Source organism: Nocardioides dubius, from assembly GCF_039528155.1.
GTDB classification, from domain to species: domain Bacteria; phylum Actinomycetota; class Actinomycetes; order Propionibacteriales; family Nocardioidaceae; genus Nocardioides; species Nocardioides dubius.
The window spans coordinates 521,372-541,123 of record NZ_BAAALG010000011.1; the positions used below are offsets into that span (position 1 = coordinate 521,372).

21 protein-coding genes are annotated in these 19,752 nt (G+C 71.0%); 9 read left to right on the forward strand and 12 right to left on the reverse strand.

All coding sequences use genetic code 11. The features are described from left to right. Positions 1–975 (forward strand): HNH endonuclease signature motif containing protein (locus tag ABD151_RS15625; RefSeq protein ID WP_343995698.1); only part of this gene is annotated, 975 nt, incomplete at its 5' end. A gap of 139 nt (positions 976–1,114) precedes the next feature. Here ABD151_RS15625 and ABD151_RS15630 read toward each other — a convergent pair. The 3 genes from ABD151_RS15630 to ABD151_RS15640 are packed head-to-tail and all read right to left on the reverse strand — an operon-like array spanning position 1,115 to position 3,565. Beyond that, positions 1,115–1,699, reverse strand: coding sequence for a hypothetical protein (locus ABD151_RS15630; RefSeq protein ID WP_343995699.1), 585 nt, complete (start codon positions 1,697–1,699; stop codon positions 1,115–1,117). After that, a complete protein-coding gene (locus ABD151_RS15635; RefSeq protein ID WP_343995700.1) occupies positions 1,696–2,349 on the reverse strand; it encodes an isochorismatase family protein in 654 nt (217 codons plus the stop codon). The genes ABD151_RS15630 and ABD151_RS15635 overlap by 4 nt, the downstream gene beginning before the upstream one ends. Positions 2,350–2,356: 7 nt before the next feature. Further along, entirely contained in the window at positions 2,357–3,565 is a 1,209-nt protein-coding gene (locus ABD151_RS15640) for a CaiB/BaiF CoA transferase family protein (protein ID WP_343995701.1), read from the reverse strand. A gap of 60 nt (positions 3,566–3,625) precedes the next feature. Here ABD151_RS15640 and ABD151_RS15645 point away from each other — a divergent pair, with 60 nt between their 5' ends. From ABD151_RS15645 to ABD151_RS15655, 3 genes are all read left to right on the forward strand, one after another. Next, on the forward strand, positions 3,626–4,567 hold the full coding sequence (locus tag ABD151_RS15645) for a hydroxymethylglutaryl-CoA lyase (RefSeq protein ID WP_343995702.1): 942 nt from the start codon (positions 3,626–3,628) through the stop codon (positions 4,565–4,567). Further along, positions 4,564–5,304: a hypothetical protein gene (locus ABD151_RS15650; RefSeq protein WP_343995703.1), complete on the forward strand. Its 741-nt coding sequence runs from the start codon at positions 4,564–4,566 to the stop codon at positions 5,302–5,304. Before ABD151_RS15645 ends, ABD151_RS15650 begins: the two co-directional genes overlap by 4 nt. A 94-nt stretch (positions 5,305–5,398) precedes the next feature. Then, positions 5,399–6,742: an anaerobic C4-dicarboxylate transporter gene (locus tag ABD151_RS15655; RefSeq protein WP_343995704.1), complete on the forward strand. Its 1,344-nt coding sequence runs from the start codon at positions 5,399–5,401 to the stop codon at positions 6,740–6,742. Positions 6,743–6,748: 6 nt separating this feature from the next. On the opposite strand, the gene ABD151_RS15660 is transcribed toward ABD151_RS15655, so the two are convergent. Then, positions 6,749–7,858, reverse strand: coding sequence for an N-formylglutamate amidohydrolase (locus tag ABD151_RS15660; RefSeq protein ID WP_343995705.1), 1,110 nt, complete (start codon positions 7,856–7,858; stop codon positions 6,749–6,751). Between the two features lie 9 nt (positions 7,859–7,867). Continuing rightward, positions 7,868–8,965 (reverse strand): NAD(P)H-binding protein, encoded by a 1,098-nt coding sequence (locus ABD151_RS15665; protein ID WP_343995706.1) that lies wholly within the window; start codon positions 8,963–8,965, stop codon positions 7,868–7,870. 55 nt (positions 8,966–9,020) lie between these two features. Here ABD151_RS15665 and ABD151_RS15670 point away from each other — a divergent pair, with 55 nt between their 5' ends. Together ABD151_RS15670 and ABD151_RS15675 are read left to right on the forward strand one after the other, a co-directional pair. Next, on the forward strand, positions 9,021–10,832 hold the full coding sequence (locus tag ABD151_RS15670) for an ABC transporter ATP-binding protein (RefSeq protein ID WP_343995707.1): 1,812 nt from the start codon (positions 9,021–9,023) through the stop codon (positions 10,830–10,832). Next, positions 10,829–12,718, forward strand: coding sequence for an ABC transporter ATP-binding protein (locus tag ABD151_RS15675; RefSeq protein ID WP_343995708.1), 1,890 nt, complete (start codon positions 10,829–10,831; stop codon positions 12,716–12,718). The genes ABD151_RS15670 and ABD151_RS15675 overlap by 4 nt, the downstream gene beginning before the upstream one ends. Positions 12,719–12,757: 39 nt before the next feature. On the opposite strand, the gene ABD151_RS15680 is transcribed toward ABD151_RS15675, so the two are convergent. From ABD151_RS15680 to ABD151_RS15690, 3 genes are all read right to left on the reverse strand, one after another. Beyond that, complete coding sequence (locus ABD151_RS15680) at positions 12,758–13,762, reverse strand: helix-turn-helix transcriptional regulator (protein WP_343995815.1); 1,005 nt, start codon at positions 13,760–13,762, stop codon at positions 12,758–12,760. A 5-nt stretch (positions 13,763–13,767) separates the two neighbouring features. After that, positions 13,768–14,637, reverse strand: a complete 870-nt coding sequence (locus ABD151_RS15685) for a WYL domain-containing protein (RefSeq protein ID WP_343995709.1) — start codon at positions 14,635–14,637, stop codon at positions 13,768–13,770. A 93-nt stretch (positions 14,638–14,730) separates the two neighbouring features. Beyond that, positions 14,731–15,147: a hypothetical protein gene (locus ABD151_RS15690; protein ID WP_343995710.1), complete on the reverse strand. Its 417-nt coding sequence runs from the start codon at positions 15,145–15,147 to the stop codon at positions 14,731–14,733. A 100-nt stretch (positions 15,148–15,247) separates the two neighbouring features. Between ABD151_RS15690 and ABD151_RS15695 the strand changes: the two genes are divergently transcribed. Next, entirely contained in the window at positions 15,248–15,541 is a 294-nt protein-coding gene (locus ABD151_RS15695; protein ID WP_343995711.1) for a hypothetical protein, read from the forward strand. A gap of 4 nt (positions 15,542–15,545) precedes the next feature. Then, positions 15,546–16,049 (forward strand): O-acetyl-ADP-ribose deacetylase, encoded by a 504-nt coding sequence (locus ABD151_RS15700; protein ID WP_343995712.1) that lies wholly within the window; start codon positions 15,546–15,548, stop codon positions 16,047–16,049. Here ABD151_RS15700 and leuE read toward each other — a convergent pair. After that, positions 16,046–16,702 (reverse strand): leucine efflux protein LeuE, encoded by a 657-nt coding sequence (leuE, locus tag ABD151_RS15705; protein WP_343995713.1) that lies wholly within the window; start codon positions 16,700–16,702, stop codon positions 16,046–16,048. The two genes, ABD151_RS15700 and leuE, sit on opposite strands and share 4 nt — an antisense overlap. A 17-nt stretch (positions 16,703–16,719) precedes the next feature. Continuing rightward, positions 16,720–17,151: an Lrp/AsnC family transcriptional regulator gene (locus tag ABD151_RS15710; protein WP_343995714.1), complete on the reverse strand. Its 432-nt coding sequence runs from the start codon at positions 17,149–17,151 to the stop codon at positions 16,720–16,722. Positions 17,152–17,242: 91 nt separating this feature from the next. On the opposite strand from ABD151_RS15710, the gene ABD151_RS15715 reads away from it, so the two are divergent. Beyond that, positions 17,243–18,127 carry a phenylalanine 4-monooxygenase gene (locus ABD151_RS15715; protein WP_343995715.1) on the forward strand — a complete coding sequence of 295 codons (885 nt, stop codon included), beginning with the start codon at positions 17,243–17,245 and terminating at the stop codon, positions 18,125–18,127. Between the two features lie 39 nt (positions 18,128–18,166). Here ABD151_RS15715 and ABD151_RS15720 read toward each other — a convergent pair whose 3' ends face one another. Continuing rightward, the gene (locus ABD151_RS15720) at positions 18,167–19,183 is read right to left on the reverse strand and encodes a hemolysin family protein (protein WP_343995716.1); all 1,017 of its coding nucleotides are present in this window, start codon (positions 19,181–19,183) and stop codon (positions 18,167–18,169) included. Continuing rightward, positions 19,183–19,752, reverse strand: a 570-nt coding sequence (locus tag ABD151_RS15725) for a transporter associated domain-containing protein (RefSeq protein ID WP_343995717.1), incomplete at its 5' end; no start/stop codon positions are given. The genes ABD151_RS15725 and ABD151_RS15720, both read right to left, overlap by 1 nt.

Here is a 19,752-nt window from a genome sequence, read left to right on the forward strand (position 1 = left end):
TTGCTGTGGGCGCAGGTCGAGCTGCTGGAGGTGCCCGGCTGGAAGGCACGCCGGGTCGCGGAGCTCACCCGCAAGCTCTCCCGTGAAGCCGCCTCCTGGTTCGACCAGACCCTCGCGGACGGCGAACGCTACGGCTGGCCCACCATCGAACGCATCCTGGCGATGGCGGTGGCGAAGTTCCATCCCGAGTTGATCCGCGACAAGAACGGCCCGCTCACCAAGGCCGACTGGGATGTGCGGCTTGAGCACCGCTACGGGCCTGACGGCGCGGCCTCGGGCACCTCCACCTTGGACGTGGTCGGCGACTCCTTGGATCTGGCGCGGTTCCACGACCTCGTCTGTGACGAGGCGGAGAAGCTGAAGCGCGCCGGCGACACCGACACGCTCGGTCAGCGCAAGGCCAAGGCCCTGGGCAGCATCGCGGAGGCACAGGGCACGCTGGACTACGAGGCCGCCGACCAGCCCACGCCGCGAGGCCGCACTGGGCGCGGGTTGCGGGTGTTCGTGCACACCACGCTGGCCGACCTCTTCGCCACCGACGACCTGACGCTTGCCGACACCGACCGCCTCGGCCCGATCCTCATCGAGCAACTCACCGACTGGCTCCAACGCCACGGCTCCATCGCCACCATCACCCCGGTCATCGACCTCCACCGCACCGGCTCCGTCGACCGCCACGACCCACCCGCCTGGATGGCCGAGCAGGTCCGGCTCAGAGATCAGCACTGCGTCTTCCCGCACTGCACCCGATCCTCAGCCGACGCCGACCTCGACCACATCGACCCGTACAACGAGACCGGACCACCCAGCCAAACCAACCCCGAGAATTTGGCGCCGCTCTGCCGCCGTCACCACCTCGCCAAGACCTTCGCCGGCTGGCACTACCGCCGCAACCGAGACGGCACCTACACCTGGACCAACAAACACGGCCACACCTGGCTGGTCACCCCACTCGGCACCATCCAACTCGACTGAGCGACAGCACCACCGCCACCTCCGGCAGCCACCCCGGCCACCGGAGGCTGCGGCGCGCGCCCGCGAAACGAGAGATGGCCCGCCTCCCCGGGAAGGGGCGGCGGGCCATGCACAGCCACGTCAGCGACGGGCGCAGTCACTAGTAGGTGTGCACCACCGCGAAGCCGTCGACCTCAGGAACCGGCGCGCCTGCGGGCACGAAGGCCCAGCGGCGCGCCTGCGGCCAGAGCACCTCGACGTCGGTGTCGAAGACCTCCCCAGCGACGGCGTCGCGCCCCAACAGGGAACCGACCAGGCCGGCGCCAGGAGCCCGCAGCTCGCCGTCGGCCAAGCCGAGCACGGTGACCGTGCCCGCGTCATCGGCCTCGCCGTCGGCCCAGCCGCCGCCCGGCCCGGAGAACCAGACCACCGCGGCGGTCGCCCCCGTGGTCGAGGTCGCCGCGCGGGTGGCCCGCGGCTCCACGATCAGCGCCTCACCGACGGCGACCGCATGCCCGCTCATCGTGAGCCCACCCGACAGCAGCACCATCTCCTCCCCCGCCGGCTGGTTGCCGGTGACGGCCCGCTCCCACCCTTCCGGAAAGGCGACGACGCAGGACCGGGTGCCGGCGTCGGCGTCCATCCGCAGCATCACGATGTCGGCCGGCAGCTCGGAGCCGGCGATCGTGTGCGACCCCCAGACCAGCTCGGCGGAGTCGAGGTCGACCATGCGCAGCTCACTCATGCCGCGGGCTCCTTGAAGGTAGAGAGATAGGAAACGATCTCGGACTCGCCCATCACGTCGGCGTACTTCGCGTCGAGATCGAAGAGGTTGGCATCGTTCACGGCCGCGTCCCGGTCGCCGCACGCCTCGCGCGCCACCAGCGAGCGGAAGCCGTGCTGCGTCGCATCCAGCGCGGTCGCGCGCACGCAGCCACTGGTGGAGAAGCCCAGGGTGATCGTGGTGTCCACGCCGAGCGCCCGCAGGCTGGAGGCGAGGGTGGTCCCGAAGAACGCCGAGGCGTACTGCTTGGTCACCATCAGCTCCCCCGGCAGCGGGGCCGGCGCGGCGGGCGGGTCGATCCACGGCGAGCCGTCCTCGAAGGCCGCCAGCCCGGGCACCTTCACCACGAACCAGCCGCCGTCGGCGCCCCCGGGCGCCAACACCACCCGGGTGAAGACCACCGGACGGCGCGCGGCACGGGCAGCCTCCACGATCCGCTCGGCACTCGCCCGCGCCGCCTCGAACCTGCCGCCGCCGTCGGCGAACGGACCGTCGTCCAGGTAGGCTCGACAGACATCGACCACGACCACAGCCGGGGCGGCACCCGGCCCGATCCGGCTGGCGAATCCGGCCGCGGCGTAGTCCGCGGCACGCTCCTGCGGAGTCGGCATCGCAGCCTCAGATGATCCCGCGCTCGGCGAGGGAGGCACGCTGCTCGGCGGGAATGCCCAGCAGGTCGCCGAAGACCTCGTCGTTGTGCTGACCCAGGTCCGGGCCGGTCCACCGGATCGCGCCGGGAGTCGCCGAGAGCTTCGGGACCACGTTCTGCATCCGCAGCTGGCCGAAGGTCTGGTCGGGCACCTGGACGATCGAGTCGCGCGCCTGGAAGTGCGGGTCCTCCAGCATGTCGGCGGCCTTGTAGATCCGCCCCGCCGGGACTCCCCCGTCGTTCATCATCTCGAGCAGCTCCTCGGCCATCACCGTGGCCGTCCACTCCGAGATCAGCGCATCGAGCTCGACCTGCGCCTTGCCGCGCCCGACATGCGAGGCATACGGGTGACCCGGCTCCGACCACTCCGGCTTGCCCATCAGTGCGAACAGCCGCGCCGAGACGGTGTCCTGGTTGGCGGCGATCAGCACGAGCTGGTCGTCCTTGGTCGGGTAGACGTTGGACGGCGCCACGTTGGGCAGGATCGCGCCGGTCCGCTCACGCTGGTACTGCGCGACGTCCCACTCGGTCACCAGGCTCTCCATCATCGCCAGCACGGACTCGTAGATGGACGCGTCGACGACCTGGCCCTCGCCGGTCCGGTTGCGGTGCTGCAACGCCGAGAGGGTGCCGACGGTCGCGTGCATCGCGGCGAGCGAGTCGCCGATCGAGATGCCGGCCCGGGCGGGCTGCCGGTCGGCGTCGCCGAGGACGTAGCGGAGCCCGCCCATCGCCTCGCCGATCGAGCCGTAGCCGGCCCGGTTCGCGTACGGTCCGGTCTGCCCGTAGCCGGAGACCCGCACCATGATGATGCCGGGGTTGACCGCCTTCAGCTGCTCGTACGACAGGTTCCAACGTTCGAACGTGCCGGCCCGGAAGTTCTCGATCACGATGTCGGCCTCGGCGACCAGCTGCAGGAAGAGCTCCTGCCCCTCGGCCTCGCGCAGGTTCAGCGTGACCGAGCGCTTGTTGCGCCCGACCACGGGCCACCACAGCGAGGTGCCGTCGGTGCGGCCCCACGCACGCATCGGATCCCCGACGCCGGGCGGCTCGACCTTGATCACATCGGCACCCTGATCACCCAACAACGTGGCCGCGAAGGGGCCGGCGAGCAGCTGCCCGGCCTCGATCACCCGCACGCCCGACAACGACCCGGAAACAGAAACGGAACTCTCCATGGGCCAAATCATATATTCGATATGATGAGAAGCGCTACTGCTCCGACCGAGGGATGGAAGATGACCACCACACCCACAGCGCCTGAGATCGAGATCGTCGAGGTCGCGCCCCGCGACGGCCTCCAGAACGAGAAGGCGCTCCTGCCCACCGCGACCAAGGTCGAGCTCGTCCGCCGCAGCGTGGCCGCCGGCATCCGCCGGATCGAGGTCACCGCCTTCGCCCGGCCCGACCGGGTTCCGCAGATGGCGGACGCCGCCGAGGTGCTGGCCGAGCTCCGCGGCACCGAGGGACTCACCTCGATCGGCCTGGTGCTCAACCGCAAGGGCCTCGAGCGCGCGGTCGCGGCCGGCTGCGACGAGATCACCTCCGTGGTCGTCGCCTCCGACGGCCTGGCCGTCAAGAACCAGGGCGTCGACACGGCGGCCCAGATCGCCGCCTGGCACGAGATCGCCGACGACGCCCGGGCCGCAGGCCTCAAGGCCAGCGTGATCATCGCCGCCGCCTTCGGCTGCCCCTTCGACGGCGAGGTGCCCACCGCCCGGGTGCTGGACGTCGCCCGCGGCGTGCTCGACGGCGGTCCGGACGAATTGGCCATCGCCGACACCATCGGCGTCGGCGTGCCGGCCCAGGTCACCGAGATCGTCGCCGGCCTGCGCGAGCTCGACGACACGGTCGCGCTGCGCGCGCACTTCCACAACACCCGCAACACCGGCTACGCCAACGCGATCGCTGCGATCGCCGCCGGCGTCACCGTGCTCGACGCCTCCACCGGCGGCATCGGTGGTTGCCCCTTCGCCCCGGGCGCGACCGGGAACATCGCCACCGAAGACCTGCTCTACCTGCTGGAGCGCAGCGGGCAGCCGGTGCGCAGCGACCGCCGGGAGGGCATCGACGCGGACGCCGTCGCCGCGACCGGGATCTGGATCGCCGAGCAGCTCGGCCTCCCCCAGGCACCCGCCCTGCTGGGCCGGGCCGGCCGGTTCGGAGGTGGCCGCCGATGAGCGCACTGCTCAGCGCCGAGGCCGTCACCGCCGTGCACGGCCTCAACGGCTACAGCCTCTCGATCATCCTGCACGTGCTGCTCTTCGTGTACTGGCTCGGCGGCGACCTCGGCGTCTACTACTCCAGCCGCTTCATCATCAAGCCGGAGCTGCAGCCCGAGACCCGCGCGATCGCGGCCAAGATCATGGTCGGCTGCGACATGGCGCCGCGCTTCTCGCTGATCCTCTTCGGCGCCAGCGGCGTCACCCTGATGTACTACGGGCCGCTCGGCGACGAGTTCTTCATGACCGGCTGGATGCTCGCCCTGGTCTGGATCGGCACTCTGGCCTGGGCCGCCGTCTCGCTGGCCGAGGCCCGCGGCGGCAGCAAGCACACCGCCCTGTGGCACAGCGCCGACCTGTGGGTGCGCTACCTGCTCTCTGCGGTGCTGGTCGGCGTCGCGCTCTACACCCTGCTCGTCGCCGAGCCCTTCGGCGTCGACACCAACCCCAAGTGGCTCGGCGCCAAGCTGCTGGCCTACGGACTCTGCATCTTGTGTGGCGTGATGATCCGGCGGGCCCTCAAGCCCTTCGGCCCGTCCTTCGGCGCGCTGATGACGACTGGCTCCACCCCCGAGGTGGAGCGCGGCATCGTGGGCTCGATCCGGCGCAGCGAGCCCTGGGTCTACGGGATCTGGGCGCTGGTCCTGATCGCGGCCGTCCTCGGGGTGATCAAGCCGGGCTCCACGGCCTTCTGAGCACGGCGCCGGCCCACCCACCGCTCGGCGCGCCTGTTCCATCTGCGGACGATCTCTGCTGGTATTTCCCTACCTTCGAGGCGTAGGAGCCGCCATGGACACCGTGATCGTGGTCTTGGAACTCGTGGTGGTGCTCGGCGCCATCGTGCTCGGCACCCGCTCCAGCGGCGTCGCCCTCGGTCTGTGGGGCGGCGCCGGCGTGGCGGTCCTGGTCTTCGTCTTCGGCGAGGAGCCGGGCAGCCCGCCGGTCGACGCCCTGTTGATCGTGCTCACCGTGGTGCTGGCCAGCTCGATGATGCAGTTGGCCGGCGGCATCGACTGGCTGGTCACCGTCGCCGCGAAGATCATCGCGGCACGACCTCGCCAGATCACCCTGATCGCACCGCTGGTCTCGTTCCTGTTCTCGGTCGGTGCCGGCACCTCGAACATCCTCTATCCGCTGCTCCCGGTGATCTCCGATCTCTCGTACCGCAACGGGGTCCGGCCCTCGCGGCCGCTGTCGCTCTCGGTCGTCGCCACCGGCATCGCACTGGCCTGCAGCCCGGTCTCGGCGGCGATGGCGGCGATGGTCGCGCTGACCGAGGTCGCGCCCTACAACTACGAGATGTTCGACATCATCAAGGTCACCCTGCCCGCTGCGATCATCGGCATCGTGCTCAGCTCGTTCGTGGTCAACCGGCTCGGCAAGGAGATCGCGGAGGACCCGGAGATCCAGGCCCGGATCAGCAAGGGCGAGCTGCCGGCGCCGGGCATGGCCGGGGTCAAGGAGCTCGAGGTCAAGGCCACCGTGGCCGGCCGCAACGCGGCCCTGATCTTCCTGCTCGGCGTCGCCGCGATCGTCGTCTTCGGACTCGCCAAGGGGATCCGCCCCGAGGTGGACGGCGAGCCGATGGGGATGACCTCGCTGATCCAGATGATCATGTTCCTCACCGGATCGCTGATCCTGCTGGCCTGCAAGCCGAAGGTCGCCGCCATCCCCGAGCAGACCGTCTTCCGCGCCGGCATGGTCTCGGCGATCGCCCTGTTCGGCCTTGCCTGGTTGACGAACACCTTCATCACCGCGCACACCGACGACATCGTCAACGGCATCGGCGACATCGTCCAGGATGCTCCGTGGGTCTTCGCGCTCGGCGTCTTCGTGGTCTGCGTGCTCACCACCAGCCAGTCGACCGCGACCCAGACCATCGTGCCGATCGGGCTCACCGCCGGGATCGCGCCCGGGCTCCTCTCCGGCATGTGGGCGGGAGCCTTCGCCGGCATCTACCTGCTGCCCACCAACGGCTCGCAGATCGCAGCCGCCAACTTCGACGAGTCGGGCAGCACCAAGCTCGGCACGAAGCTGGTCGACCACTCCTTCGCGATCCCCACGGTGGTGCTGGCGCTCACCTCGATCGCGGCCGGCGCACTGCTCGGCATCGTGGTCGGCGGCGGGGTCTAGGCGCGCCTAGCGCAGCAGCTCGCGGTAGCGCTGCCAGGCGGCAGCGCACTGGTGCGCGAGCCGGTCCACGTGGGCGGCGTCGGGCTCCGGCCAGTCGACGCCCGGCTCGGCGATGTGGGCGGCGTTCGCGGCGCCCAGCAGCAGCTCGCGCAGGAACTCGGCCTGCACGGCGTCGAAGGTCACCCCTGCTGCGTGCGCGGCCTCGCCCAGCGCGGCGAAGCGGGCCCCGGAGCTGATGATCTCCTGGCTGCCGAGGTACGGCTGATTGAGCGCGACGTCCTCGGCGTCGGCGACCGCGAACGCCTCGCGATGCGCCTGCGCGAGCAACCGGACCCGGGCCGGATCCATGGTGACGGCCGGGTCCTCGGACCGCGGGTCGCCGGTGCTCGTGCCGCGGTTGGAGAGCGCCACCACCGCCGGCAGCCGGTCCCGCGGGTCGCGCTCGACGTTCACCGCGCCGTCGCGGGTGGTGGTGTGGTTCATGGTGTCGTGGAACGAGAGCGCGGTCAGTGATCCCGACGGCGAGCGTCCCGCCAGCGCCTGGTCGATGAGCCGCTCCTGCAGCGCCTCGCGGGTGCGCTGGTAGACGTCGACGCCGCGCGACCCGGCCTCCACGAAGGCCGCCACCAGATCGGCGACGCCGCGCTCGTCGTCCGGCACCGCGAGCATCGGGAAGAAGGAGAAGGTGACCGGACGGATCGCGTCCACGCCACTGAGGTCGACGCGCTGGAACGGGCCCGCCTCGCGGACCCGGCGCAGCGCCTCGCCGAGCCGGTCCGCGAGGTCGTCGGGCCGGGCCCGGTTGGGGTCGCGGACCAGCCGTGGGTGCGGGTTCTCCACGTAGACGATGCTGGGGTCGAGCTCGGCCCAGCGCCGCACGATCGGCGCCGTGGAGCAGTCGGTGAAGTCGTACTGCAGCCGGCGGGTGAAGCCGTCGGCCAGGTAGGGACGCAGCTCGCCGGGGATCGCCGCCCCCGAGTGCGGACAGCTGACCAGCACCTCGGCGGTGCTCAGCGCCTCCTCCAGGGAGCGCTCCCCGCGCCCCGCGAAGAAGGTGATCTCCTCGGCGGTGAAGGTCCGCCCTGGCTCAAGGAAGACCGGAGCTGCGTCACTCATGGCCTCACGCTACACGTCGGTGGGCATCACGTTCGTGCCGTTCTTCATCCGCTCGCGGAAGGAGCCGGTGGGCCATTCGCGGTCGACCAGCTTGCCCATGAACTCGCGCAGGGTGCGGGTCCCGTAGGCCGGAGCCACGTGGTCGACGACCGACCAGTACTTGGCCGCCTCCAGGTAGTAGGCGACCGGCTTGAGCTGCTTGCTGATCTTGCCGAGGCGGGTCAGCCGGGCGATCTTCTTGTCCCAGGCCGCCATTGAGACGACCTCCCAGTCGGGGGTGCGGCCGTTGATCTCGAACATCATCTCGCCGGCCTTCTTCAAGGTGACGACGTTCTCCTCGCTCCACGGGCCGCCGACCGGCAGCACCCGTCCGAGCGCGTCGGCGTTGAGCACCTGGTTGACGATGAACTCGGCCAGGTCCTCGCGGGCGATCGGGTTGACCACGTTGTACTCGCCATGGTCGAAGATCCGGTACTTCAGCCCGTTCTTGACGTCGCCGAAGGTCATCGAGAGGTAGGGGTAGTAGGCGGTGGGCCGGATGATCGTCCACGGCAGCGGGCCGTGGTGCTGGCCGATCAGCTCGCCCTCGACCTGCAGCTTGTAGACCTGCGGGATCAGCTCGGGGCGGTAGGCGCCGAAGTCGCTGATGTGGATGAACTGGCGCACCTTGCCGGCCACCGACGCCTTGATGCCGTTGACCACTGCCTCGTGGTCGACCAGGCGGCACTCCTCGGCGTCGTTGGGACGGCGTCCGCTGAGCAGGGAGATCACCACGTCGACCGGGGCGGCCTCGATCAGCCGGGCGATGTCGCCGGGACGGGTGGGGTCGCCGACGGCGACCTCGGCGGACGCGAACTCCGCGTCGTTCTTCACCTCGGCGTTGCGGGTCAGCAGGACCGGCTGGTAGCCGCGGGCCGCCAGCTCGGGGACCAGCGCGCGACCGATGTACCCGGTACCGCCGAGGACGAGGACCCGCTCCCCCGTGCCCTGGCCCACCGGGCCGGTCACGTAGGTCTCGGAGGAGGTGGAGAGCAGGCGGGCGAGAAGCTCGTTGCTCTTCTTCTGGGCAGCTGCGACGTCGAGGTCGGTGATCGTACTGAAGGCCATGTATAGATCATATATTGATCTCGCCCCGGGGTCGAGGAGATGACACACTGCCTAGGTGCTCCTCCGACTCCTCCGCCAGTACCTCCGCCCGTATCGCACCTGGCTGACGATCGTGGTCGCACTCCAGTTCACGGCCACGCTGGCGATGCTCTTCCTGCCCAGCCTCAACGCCGACATCATCGACAAGGGCGTGGCCACCGGCGACAACGACTACGTGCTGCGCCTGGGCGCGATCATGCTCGCCGTCACCCTCGCCCAGGCGGGCTGCCAGATGGTGGCCGCCTACTTCGCCGGCCGGGCATCGATGTCTTTCGGGCGCGACCTGCGGGCCGCCCTCTTCACCACCATCGGCGGATACTCCAACCGCGAGGTCGCCACCTTCGGCGCGCCGTCGCTGATCACCCGCGCCACCAACGACGTGCAGCAGGTGCAGATGCTGGCGATGATGACCTGCGTGATGGGCGCCAGCATCCCGATCATGATGGTCGGCGGCGTGGTGATGGCGATGCGCGAGGACCTCGGCCTCTCCTGGCTGATCGTGGCCACGGTGCCGCTGCTGATCCTGGCGGTCGGGCTGGTGGTCACCCGGATGGTGCCCGCCTTCCGTGCCGTGCAGGAGCGCTTGGACGGCGTCAACCGGGTGCTGCGCGAGCAGATCACCGGGATCCGGGTGGTCCGTGCCTTCGTCCGCGAGCCGGTCGAGCGGGAGCGCTTCGCGCAGGCCAACGACGACCTGACCGAGGTCGCCATCACCGCCGGTCGCTGGATGGCCGCGATGTTCCCGATCGTGCTGACCGTCTCCAACGTCGCCAGCGTCGGGGTGATCTGGTTCGGCGGTCATCGCGTCGATGGAGGCCAGATGGAGGTCGGCGCCCTGACCGCCTTCATCTCCTACCTGATGCAGATCCTGATGTCGGTGATGATGGGCACCTTCATGCTGATGAGCGTCCCGCGGGCCTCCGTCAGCGCCGACCGGATCGCCGAGGTGCTGAACACCCCCAGCAGCGTCGTCGCGCCCGCCCAGCCGGTGCGCGCGCTCAGCGCCCGCGGCCACCTCGACCTCCGCAACGTCGGCGTCACCTTCCCGGGTGCCGAGGCGCCGGTGCTGCGCGGCGTCGACCTCACCGCGCGGCCCGGTCAGACGGTGGCCGTGATCGGCTCCACCGGCGCCGGCAAGACCACCTTGGTCAACCTGATCCCGCGCCTGCTCGACGCCACCGCCGGCACCGTCGCCGTGGACGACGTCGACGTGCGCGACCTGGACCCCGAGACGCTGTGGGCCACGATCGGGCTGGTCCCCCAGCGCGCCTTCCTGTTCAGCGGCACGATCGCCTCCAACCTGCGCCACGGGCGCCCGGAGGCGAGCGACGCCGAGCTGTGGGAGGCCTTGGAGATCGCCCAGGCGCGGGAGTTCGTCGAGGCGCTGCCCGAGCAGCTGGACACGCCGATCGCGCAGGGCGGCACCACCGTCTCCGGCGGCCAACGACAACGCCTCGCGATCGCCCGGGCGATCGTCAGACGCCCGGAGATCTATCTGTTCGACGACGCCTTCTCCGCGCTCGACGTGGCCACCGACGCCCGGCTGCGCGCCGCGCTGCGCCCGGTCACCGCCGAGGCCACCGTGGTGATCGTGGCGCAGCGCATCGCCACCATCCGCGACGCCGATCAGATCCTGGTCCTCGAGGACGGCGAGGTGGTCGGTCGCGGCACCCACGACGCCCTGCTGGCCGACAACGAGACCTACCGCGAGATCGCCAGCAGCCAGGGCGTGGAGGTGTCCAACGTTGATCGGTGCAGTACGGCACCACTCAACGATGATCGGTGCAGTACGGCACCACTCAACGATGGTGGGCGGGGGATGGCATGAGCGTGGACGAGCGCACCAGCACCCCGGGCGGCTCTCCGCAGCCCGGCACCATGAAGCAGACCGAGCGGATCGTCAACGCCGGCGGGCCGGGTCGCGGCCCTGCCGGGATGGTCGGCCAGAAGGCCGACGACTTCCGGGTCTCCACCCGCAGACTGCTGCGCCGGATGCGACCCGAGCGGAGCCGCGCCGTGGGCGTCGTGCTGCTCGCCGCGCTCAGCGTCGCGGCCACCGCGGTCGGTCCGTGGCTGCTCGGCAAGGGCACCGACCTGGTCTTCGACGGCTTCCTGGCCGACGCCCCGGTCGACTTCGACGCACTCGGCCGGATCCTGCTGCTGGTGCTGGGCATCTACCTGATGGGCGCGCTGATGGCCTGGCTCCAGGGGTATCTGGTCAACGACGTGGTGCAGGGCACCGTCAGGCAGATGCGCACCGACGTCGAGGAGAAGGTGCACCGGTTGCCGCTCTCCTACTTCGACCGGCAGCCCCGCGGCGAGCTGCTGAGCCGGGTCACCAACGACATCGACAACGTCAGCCAGACCCTGCAGCAGACGATGAGCCAACTGCTCACCTCGTTGCTCACCGTGGTCGCGGTGCTCGGGATGATGTTCTGGATCTCGCCGCTGCTGGCTCTGATCGCGCTGGGCACGGTGCCCATCTCGATCTTCGCGACCGGCCGGATCATGAAGCGCTCGCAGCGCGAGTTCATCGCGCAGTGGCGCCGCACCGGGGCGCTGAACGCCCACGTCGAGGAGTCGATCTCCGGGCACGCCCTGGTCTCCGTCTTCGGCCGCCGGGCCGCCGTCAACGCCGAGTTCGCCGAGCAGAACGAGGCGCTCTATGCGGCCTCCTACCGAGCCCAGTTCATCAGTGGCCTGATCATGCCGATGATGATGCTGCTCGGGAACCTCACCTACGTGGCGGTCGCGGTGATCGGCGGCCTGCGGGTCACCAGCGGCGCGCTCACCATCGGCGAGGTGCAGGCGTTCATCCAGTACAGCCGCCAGTTCACCCAGCCGCTGACCCAGATCGCCTCGATGGCGAACCTGCTGCAGTCCGGCGTCGCCTCGGCGGAGCGGGTCTTCGAGCTGCTCGACGCCGAGGAGGAGGAACCCGACCCCGCGCCGTCCCCGCAGCGTGCCCTCGACCGGCCGCGCGGCGCCGTCGCGTTCGAGGACGTCTCGTTCTCCTACGCCCCGGACCGGCCGCTGATCGAGCACCTCTCCCTGGTCGCCGAGCCCGGTCAGACGGTGGCGATCGTCGGCCCGACCGGTGCTGGGAAGACCACCCTGGTCAACCTGATCATGCGCTTCTACGAGCTCGACGGCGGCCGGATCACCTTGGACGGCACGGACATCTCCTCGATCTCGCGCGCCCAGCTGCGCGGCAATGTCGGCATGGTCCTCCAGGACACCTGGCTCTTCGAGGGCACGATCCGCGACAACATCGCCTACGGCCGGCCCGATGCCAGCGACGAGGAGATCCGCAGCGCCGCGCGGGCCACCTACGTGGACCGGTTCGTGCACTCGCTGCCTCAGGGCTACGCGACCCGCGTCGAGGACGACGGCTCGAACCTCTCCGCAGGCGAGCGGCAGCTGATCACCATCGCCCGCGCGTTCCTCGCGCGTCCGGCCCTGTTGATCCTCGACGAGGCGACCTCCTCGGTGGACACCCGCACCGAGCTGCTGCTGCAGCAGGCGATGGCGGCGCTGCGGGCCGAGCGGACGTCCTTCGTGATCGCACACCGGCTCTCCACGATCCGCGACGCCGATCTGATCCTGGTGATGGAGGACGGCCGGATCGTGGAGCAGGGCAGCCACGCCGAGCTGCTGGCGGCCGGCGGGGCCTTCGCCCGCCTGCACGCCGCTCAGTTCTCCAGCTCAATGTGACCTCAGCGCTCGAAATCAGCCGAATTCGGCGCGCTCAGGTCACATTGAGGAGTGGTGGGCGCGGAGCTCACGGGCGAGCTCGGCGCGGGCACCGGCCAGCCCGGCCGGCTCCACCAGCTCCGCCTCGGTGCCGGCCACCAGGAGCAGCAGCCCCAGCCGGCGCTCCAGCGGCGGCAACAGCTCCAGCTCCAGCTCGACGACCGACTCGTGCTCGGCGACGACGCGCACCTGCTCGGCGTAGGAGTCCGCCGCCCAGCGCGCCTGGTACGGCACCCGCACCCGGGCCGTGGTGGTGGCCCGTTGCGCGATCAGCCGCTCGGCCAGATCGGACGGCGGCGCGAAGGTCTCCTCCAGCGGCTCGCAGCTGCGGACGTTGGTGAGCAGGAAGGTCCGCAGCTGCTCGTCGCCGACCCCGGCGTCGAGCTCCCAGCCGCGGCGGGTGTGCACCAGCCGGTAGGGCTCGACGATCCGCTCCGAGACGCCGTGGCGCCAGCTGCGCGAGTAGACGATCCGGACCTTGCGCTGCTCGGTGCGGGCCAGCTGGAGCGCGGCCAGGGTCTCGCTGCGCGCTCCGCCGTCGCCCGGTGCGCCCGGCTCGGGCTCGGCGCCCTCGACCGGGCGGGCCGCGGTGCCCAGCAGGGTCTCCTCCAGGACCGCCAGCGCGTCGGCCAGGTCCTGGCTCCAGGCAGCCTCCAGCTCCATCTGGGCGGCGGTGTAGATCAACGCCAGCTCGGCGGCGTCCACGTACTCCACGCCGAGCTCCTCACTCGGCCGCGGGTCCACGATCCGCACCCGCTCGGCGTGGTTCGGGTCCTCGTCGACGCCGTCCGGGCCGACGAACTCCAACACCTCGGGACGCGACAGCCCCATCAGCCATTCGGGCCCGAGGTCGGCCGCGTAGAAGGCCAGCAGGTCTTGGCGCAGCTCGGTGGAGTCGACGCCGACGCGCGAGGCGAGCTCGTCGACCGTGAGCCCGTCGGGGTAGGCGCCGAGCACCTCGAAGACCTTCGGCAGCCGGGCGATCCGCTGGACATAGGAGAGCATGGTCGTCACCGGCCTGCCATCGAGTCGAGCTCGCCGAGCAGCTCGGTGCGGACGTCGTCAGGGCCGAGCACCTGCACCCGGGTGCCGAGCTCGTAGAGGCGATCGTAGAGGGCGGCGCGATGGGTGACGGCGTAGTCGAGCAGGACCGCGTCGTCCTGGCCGGTCTCGGCCTCGGGCTCGCCCAGCCACCGGTGCACGTCGGGCACGAACTCGGCCCGGGTCCGCAGCCGCACCAGCACCGGCTCGTCCACCTGCCACCGCATCGGGTGCAGTGCCTCGTGGTGCTCGACGACCACCGCACGCGCGGTGCCGGGCGCCTCCACGTCGACCTCGCTCATCCGCGAGACCACGAAGCTCTTCACCGTCTCGGCGCCGTCCTCGACCCCCCGCAGGTACCAACGGCGGTACTGGGTGCGCACGGACTCCGGATGCACCAGGCGCTCGCTGCCGCTGTAGCGGAAGCGCAGCAGGGCCTGCTCGCGCACCGCCTGCAGGACCAGGCCCAGCGCCAGATCCTGGGCGACCTCGGCCACCTCCACGGGAGGCTCCGAGGTTGTCTCGGGCAGGCCGAGGCGATCGGCCAGGTCGGCTCGGTCCGCGACCAGTGCCGCGCGCCGCAGGGCTGCCTGCTGGGCAGGCGTGAGCCGGAGCCGGAGCCGGTTGTCGACGGTGGTCATCCGGTACACGGCGGGCTCGCCGCGGGCGGCGATGTTGTCGATCTGCCAGCCCTGGTGGTTGAGGTGCCGCAGCTCGCGGGCGACCTGGTCGAGGCGACCCGCGCCACCGAACTCGGCCAGCTCGGCCAGCCGCTCGGCGGTGACCCCGCCGGTGCCGGCAGCACGCAGCGCGGCTGCCATCCGGACCAGGCGCTCCATCGGCCCACGCTGGTCACGCCCGCTCACCACGACTGCTCTCCCTTCACCGGCGCCGCTCCGCGCCGCAGGGTGAGTCTGCCGCACCCCGAGTTCTCAGGGCCAGGTGACCTCCACAGTCGTGCCGGCGTCCATCGTCGGCGTACTGAAGCGGACTGTGTCGCCGGCCTCCAGCGCGAACTCGTCCTGCAGGTCGTTGAGGCTCATCCCGCCGCCGCTGCCGAGGGGCGCCACCTCCTGGTCGAGCTCGAGGCGCAGCGCGTCGCCGTCACGCTCGTCCACCGTGATCCGCAGCTCCCCGGTCAGGACGTCGAGGGTGACCTCCTCGCCCTCAGCACCGCGCAGCTCGTGCACCGCCACCCGGGGCTCGGCGCCGGGCGCCGGCTCCTCCCAGCCGTTCCAGCTGCTCACCTCGATCCGCAGGGTCGGTGCCGGTCCGTCGTCGCTGCAAGCCGCCGCCGAGGCCGTCAGGAGCGCCAGGACGGCGAGCAGCGTGCGTGCTCGCGAGGTCATGTCGCTGGGACGCGGCCGGACCCGATCCGGTTCCCCGGTTAGGAAATCGCCGTGTCGGGTAACGCATCAGGAAGAGGAACGGGGCGAGAAGGGAGCAGCCATGAGTGAGTTCAACCTGGACCAGAATCCCGACGACGTCGAGGCCGTCGTGCACGAGGGCGACGCCGACGAGGAGACCCAGATCCACCGGCACGACCTCGACCCGGAGGCCGTCGCCGACGAGGCGGACGCCGAGGGCCAGCTCAGCGAGGTCGGCGCTCTCGACCCGGCGCTGATGGAGGAGCCGATCAGTCCCGCGGACGCGGTCGCCGGTGCGCCGGACGGCGAGTCCGGCGAGGCCGACGAGGGCGCCGCCGGCCCCGACGGCATCCCTCCGGAGTTCCGGGCAGACTGAGCGCATGCAGATCCACGCCGTCCACGGAGACATCACCGAGCAGCAGGTGGACGCGGTGGTCAACGCCGCCAACAACGCGATGCGCGGCGGTGGCGGCGTGGACGGCGCGATCCACCGCGCCGGTGGCCCGGCGGTGCTGGCCGACTGCATCGAGCGGTTCCCGGACGGTCTCGCCACCGGCGACGCCGGATGGACGGTCGCCGGCGACCTGCCGGCGCGCTGGGTGATCCACACCGTCGGGCCGAACCGGCACGCCGGCCAGACCGACCGCGGCCTGCTGGTCTCCTGCTACCGGCGCTGCCTGGAGGTCGCCGACGAGCTCGGCGCCGCCTCGGTCGCGTTCCCGTTGATCAGTGCCGGGGTCTACGGCTGGCCCAAGCAGGACGCCGTCGCCGCCGCGGTCGAGACCCTGCGCTCAACGCCGACGCGGGTCCGCGAGGCCCGGATCGTGGCCTTCGACGCCCCCACCTACGCACTGGTGGACGCTGCGCTGTCCCCGACCGGCTAGCCGGCGCTCGCCGTCGCCAGCTTGACCGCGAAGGCCAGGAAGACCGCACCGACCACGGTGGTGCCGCCGGCTGCCAGCGCCCGGCGGCGGCGCACCGCCTCGGCGAGCCGCGCCCCGGCGAAGATCAGCGCGCTCAGGTAGAGCAGGCTGGCGATCTCCACAAGGATGCCGAGCACCAGGAACGAGAGCGCCGGATTGTCATAGGCCGGGTCGACGAACTGCACGAAGAAGGCGATGAAGAAGAGGATCGCCTTGGGGTTGAGCAGGCTGATCACCAGCGCCCGCCGGTAGGGGCGCTCCACCGGGGCAGGAGCCTCCGGGATCTCCAGCTCGGCCACCGCGGTGCGCCGTCGCCGCCACAGCGACCATCCTCCCCGCAGCATCCCGAAGGCGAGCCAGCCCAGGTAGCCGGCCCCGGCGTACTTGATGATCGTGAACAGCACCTCATTGGTGCGCAGCACCGAGGCGACGCCGGCGGCCGAGAGCACCATCAGCACCGCGTCACCCGTGAAGACGCCGCAGGCGGCGGCATAGCCCGCGCGCACGCCGCGGCGAGCCGCCACCGAGAGCACGTAGATCGAGTTCGGGCCGGGCAGCAGGATGATCAGCACCAGCCCGACCAGATAGGTGCCCAGATCCGTCACTCCCCACACCCGGGCATCGTCTCACGTCACAGGTGCCCGTGGTGCTCCTCGAAGATCAGCACCGTCTGGGTGGCCACCACCTCCGGCAGCGCCTGGATCCGCTCCAGCACCACCTGGCGCAGATGGGCGGTGTCGCGGGCCCGGACCAGCAGAACGCAGTCGAAGTCCCCGGCCACCAGCGCCACGTGCTCGGCCTCGGCCAGCGCCCAGGCCTTGGTGCGGAACGACTTCCACGAGTTCTGCTTGATCCGGACGTGCACGTAGGCGGCCAGGCCCTCGCCGAGCGCTGCCGGGTCGACCTCCACGGTGAAGCGGCGGATCACCCGTTCCGTGACCAGCCGGTTGAAGCGGGCGTAGGCGCTCGCCCGGCTGACGCCGACCCGCTGCGCCAGCTCGCTGATCGAGAGCCGGGCATCGACGCGCAGAACGTCCACGATCCGCCGGTCAGTCTCGTCCATGCTTAGACACTTTGGCACTCGCGACCGGCATTGCCAAGAGATCCGTCCAGCGGATCTGCACAAGATCTGGACGACGCGTGAGACTCGGAGCATGTTCGAGGAAGCGCAGTACTTCGCGCCCGTGTCCGAGCGCGCCGACGGAACCCTGCAGGTCAAGCTCGGCGCCGACCACCCCGGCTTCGCCGACGCCGACTACCGCGCCCGGCGCGACGAGCTCGCCACCCTGGCCGCACGATGGACGCCCGGCGAGCCCTGCCCGCAGGCGAGCTACACCGACGCCGAGCACGACGTCTGGGCCCAGGTCAGCGCGGCGCTGGTGCCCCTGCACGAGCAGTACGCGGCGACCGAGTACCTGCACGGCAAGGAGAGCCTGCAGCTTCCCACCGACCGGATCCCGCAGCTGGAGGAGGTCAGCGCCCGGCTCGCTCCGCTGACCGGATTCGGCTACCGGCCCGCGGCCGGACTGGTGCCGCTGCGCGACTTCTACGGCGCCCTCGCCGAGCGCCGGTTCTTCTCGACCCAGTACGTCCGGCACCACTCGGTGCCGCTCTACACGCCGGAGCCCGACGTCATCCACGAGGTGATCGGGCACGGGAACACCCTGGCCAACCCGCGCTTCACCGCCCTCTACGAGCTGGCCGGCCAGGCGAGTCGCCGGGTCGAGAGCACCGAGGCGCTGGAGTTCATCAGCAGGGTCTTCTGGTTCACCCTCGAGTTCGGGGTGCTCTTCGAGCGCGGCGAGCTGCGCGCCTACGGCGCCGGCATCCTCTCCTCCCCCGGCGAGACCGAGGAGTTCCGCGACGTCACCATCCGCCCCCTCGACCTGGTCGCGATGGGCACGGCCGACTACGACATCACCGCGTACCAGGACGTCCTGTACGCGGCGGAGTCGTTCAGCCACGTCGAGGACGTCGTCGGCGGCTTCTGGTCGTCGTGCACCGACGAGTCGATCGCCGCCGTCACCCACTCAATGTGACCTCAGCGCTGACTTTCGGGCCGATTTGCAGCGCTGAGCTCACATTGAGGGCTGCGGCAGCAGGCTCGCCAACACGTCGGAGAGGGTGACCACCCCGACCGTGCCGTCGGCCCGGCGCACCACCACCAGGTGGTTCCGGGTCTCGCGCATCTCCCCCAGCGCCGCATACAGCGGGGTCTGGGCGGGCAGCTCCAGCACCGGCCGGGCCAGCTCGGCGACCGGCTGATCGGGCGCGTCGAGCAGGGTGTCGCGCACGTGCACCATCGTCGACGGCGTCTGCCCCGCGACCGCCGAGGCGACCAGGATCCGCAGATGCCCGGAGCGGGCGGCCGCCGTCTGCACGTCGCGCGCGGTGGCGTCGTGCGGCACCGCCGTCGGCGTGCGGTCCGCCTTGAGCAGGTCGCCGACGGTGAGGCTGCGCAGGTCCAGGGCGCTGGTGATCTGTGCCGAGTAGGCCAGGTCGAGGGCGCCGACGCTGGCGGAGTGCTCCACCAGGTGCCGCAGGTCGTCCGGGTTCTGCCCGCTGCCGACCTGGTCGGCCGGCTCCACGCCGACCTTGCGCAGGCACCAGTTGGCGGCCTCGTTGAGACCGATCAGCACCGGCCGGGTGACCGCCATGAAGGCACGCATCGGCAGCGCCAACGCGATCGCCGAGCTCTCCGGGTGCGCGATCGCCCACGACTTGGGCGCCATCTCCCCGACCACCAGGTGCAGGAAGGTGACCACGATCAGGGCGAGCACGAAGCCCGCCACGTCGGCGACCCAGAAGGGCGCGCCGATCTCCTCGATCACCGGGGTGATCCAGTGGTGCACGGCCGGCTTGGTGATCGCACCCAGCGCCAGCGTGGCGGCAGTGATGCCGAGCTGGCAGCCGGCTAGCAGCACGGTCAGCTCGTTGGCGCTGCGCAGCGCGGCACGGGCCGAGCTGCTCTCGCCGGCGCGGTCCTCGAGCCGGTGCCGCTTGGCGGCGAGCAACGCGAACTCGACGGCCACGAAGAAGGCACTCAGGGCGATGATCGCCGTGGTCGCCGCAGCGACCACCCACGGGTTCTCCATCAGCTCTCCCCCGCCTTCAGCTGGATCCGGACCCGGGTGGGCACGTGGCGCTCGACCTCGAGGATCTCGATCTGGAGCAGCGTGGCCGCAGCGTCCTCGTCCAACAGCTCCTCCGGCTCGGGCGGCAGCTCCACCTCCACCGTCTCGCCCTCGGCGGGCAATGCGCCACGGGCCGCGATCGCCAGCCCCGCGATGGTCTCGTAGTCGCCCTCGGGCAGGTCGCGGCCCACGGCGCGCTCGACCTCGTCGATGTGCACCTCGCCGGCCATCACCCAGATGCCGTCGTCCTCGGCGTCGACCCAGCCGTCGATCGGCTCGTCGTGCTCGTCGGTGATCTCACCGACCAGCTCCTCGGCGATGTCCTCGAAGGCGAGCACGCCGGTGAAGCCGCCGTACTCGTCGATCACGCAGGCGAGCTGGTTGCGGGTGTCGGCCATGGTGCGCATCGCGTCCGGCAGCATCATCGCCGTCGGCAGCACCAACGGCTCGCGCCACAGCACGGAGATCGGCTCCTGGTCGGCGCGGGGTGCGGCGAGCAGGTCGGCCAGGTGCACCACGCCGGCGACGTC

Bases quoted from the DNA above. Each gene is read 5' to 3' on its own strand.
- ABD151_RS15635 (WP_343995700.1), bottom strand. From the start codon at position 2,349: ATGCCGACTCCGCAGGAGCGTGCCGCGGACTACGCCGCGGCCGGATTC.
- ABD151_RS15710 (WP_343995714.1), bottom strand. From the start codon at position 17,151: ATGGACGAGACTGACCGGCGGATCGTGGACGTTCTGCGCGTCGATGCC.
- ABD151_RS15680 (WP_343995815.1), bottom strand. From the start codon at position 13,762: ATGCTCTCCTATGTCCAGCGGATCGCCCGGCTGCCGAAGGTCTTCGAG.
- ABD151_RS15720 (WP_343995716.1), bottom strand. From the start codon at position 19,183: ATGGAGAACCCGTGGGTGGTCGCTGCGGCGACCACGGCGATCATCGCC.
- ABD151_RS15650 (WP_343995703.1), top strand. From the start codon at position 4,564: ATGAGCGCACTGCTCAGCGCCGAGGCCGTCACCGCCGTGCACGGCCTC.
- ABD151_RS15675 (WP_343995708.1), top strand. From the start codon at position 10,829: ATGAGCGTGGACGAGCGCACCAGCACCCCGGGCGGCTCTCCGCAGCCC.
- ABD151_RS15655 (WP_343995704.1), top strand. From the start codon at position 5,399: ATGGACACCGTGATCGTGGTCTTGGAACTCGTGGTGGTGCTCGGCGCC.
- ABD151_RS15640 (WP_343995701.1), bottom strand. From the start codon at position 3,565: ATGGAGAGTTCCGTTTCTGTTTCCGGGTCGTTGTCGGGCGTGCGGGTG.
- ABD151_RS15715 (WP_343995715.1), top strand. From the start codon at position 17,243: ATGTTCGAGGAAGCGCAGTACTTCGCGCCCGTGTCCGAGCGCGCCGAC.
- ABD151_RS15645 (WP_343995702.1), top strand. From the start codon at position 3,626: ATGACCACCACACCCACAGCGCCTGAGATCGAGATCGTCGAGGTCGCG.
- ABD151_RS15630 (WP_343995699.1), bottom strand. From the start codon at position 1,699: ATGAGTGAGCTGCGCATGGTCGACCTCGACTCCGCCGAGCTGGTCTGG.
- ABD151_RS15695 (WP_343995711.1), top strand. From the start codon at position 15,248: ATGAGTGAGTTCAACCTGGACCAGAATCCCGACGACGTCGAGGCCGTC.
- ABD151_RS15700 (WP_343995712.1), top strand. From the start codon at position 15,546: ATGCAGATCCACGCCGTCCACGGAGACATCACCGAGCAGCAGGTGGAC.
- ABD151_RS15685 (WP_343995709.1), bottom strand. From the start codon at position 14,637: ATGGAGCGCCTGGTCCGGATGGCAGCCGCGCTGCGTGCTGCCGGCACC.
- ABD151_RS15690 (WP_343995710.1), bottom strand. From the start codon at position 15,147: ATGACCTCGCGAGCACGCACGCTGCTCGCCGTCCTGGCGCTCCTGACG.
- ABD151_RS15665 (WP_343995706.1), bottom strand. From the start codon at position 8,965: ATGGCCTTCAGTACGATCACCGACCTCGACGTCGCAGCTGCCCAGAAG.
- ABD151_RS15660 (WP_343995705.1), bottom strand. From the start codon at position 7,858: ATGAGTGACGCAGCTCCGGTCTTCCTTGAGCCAGGGCGGACCTTCACC.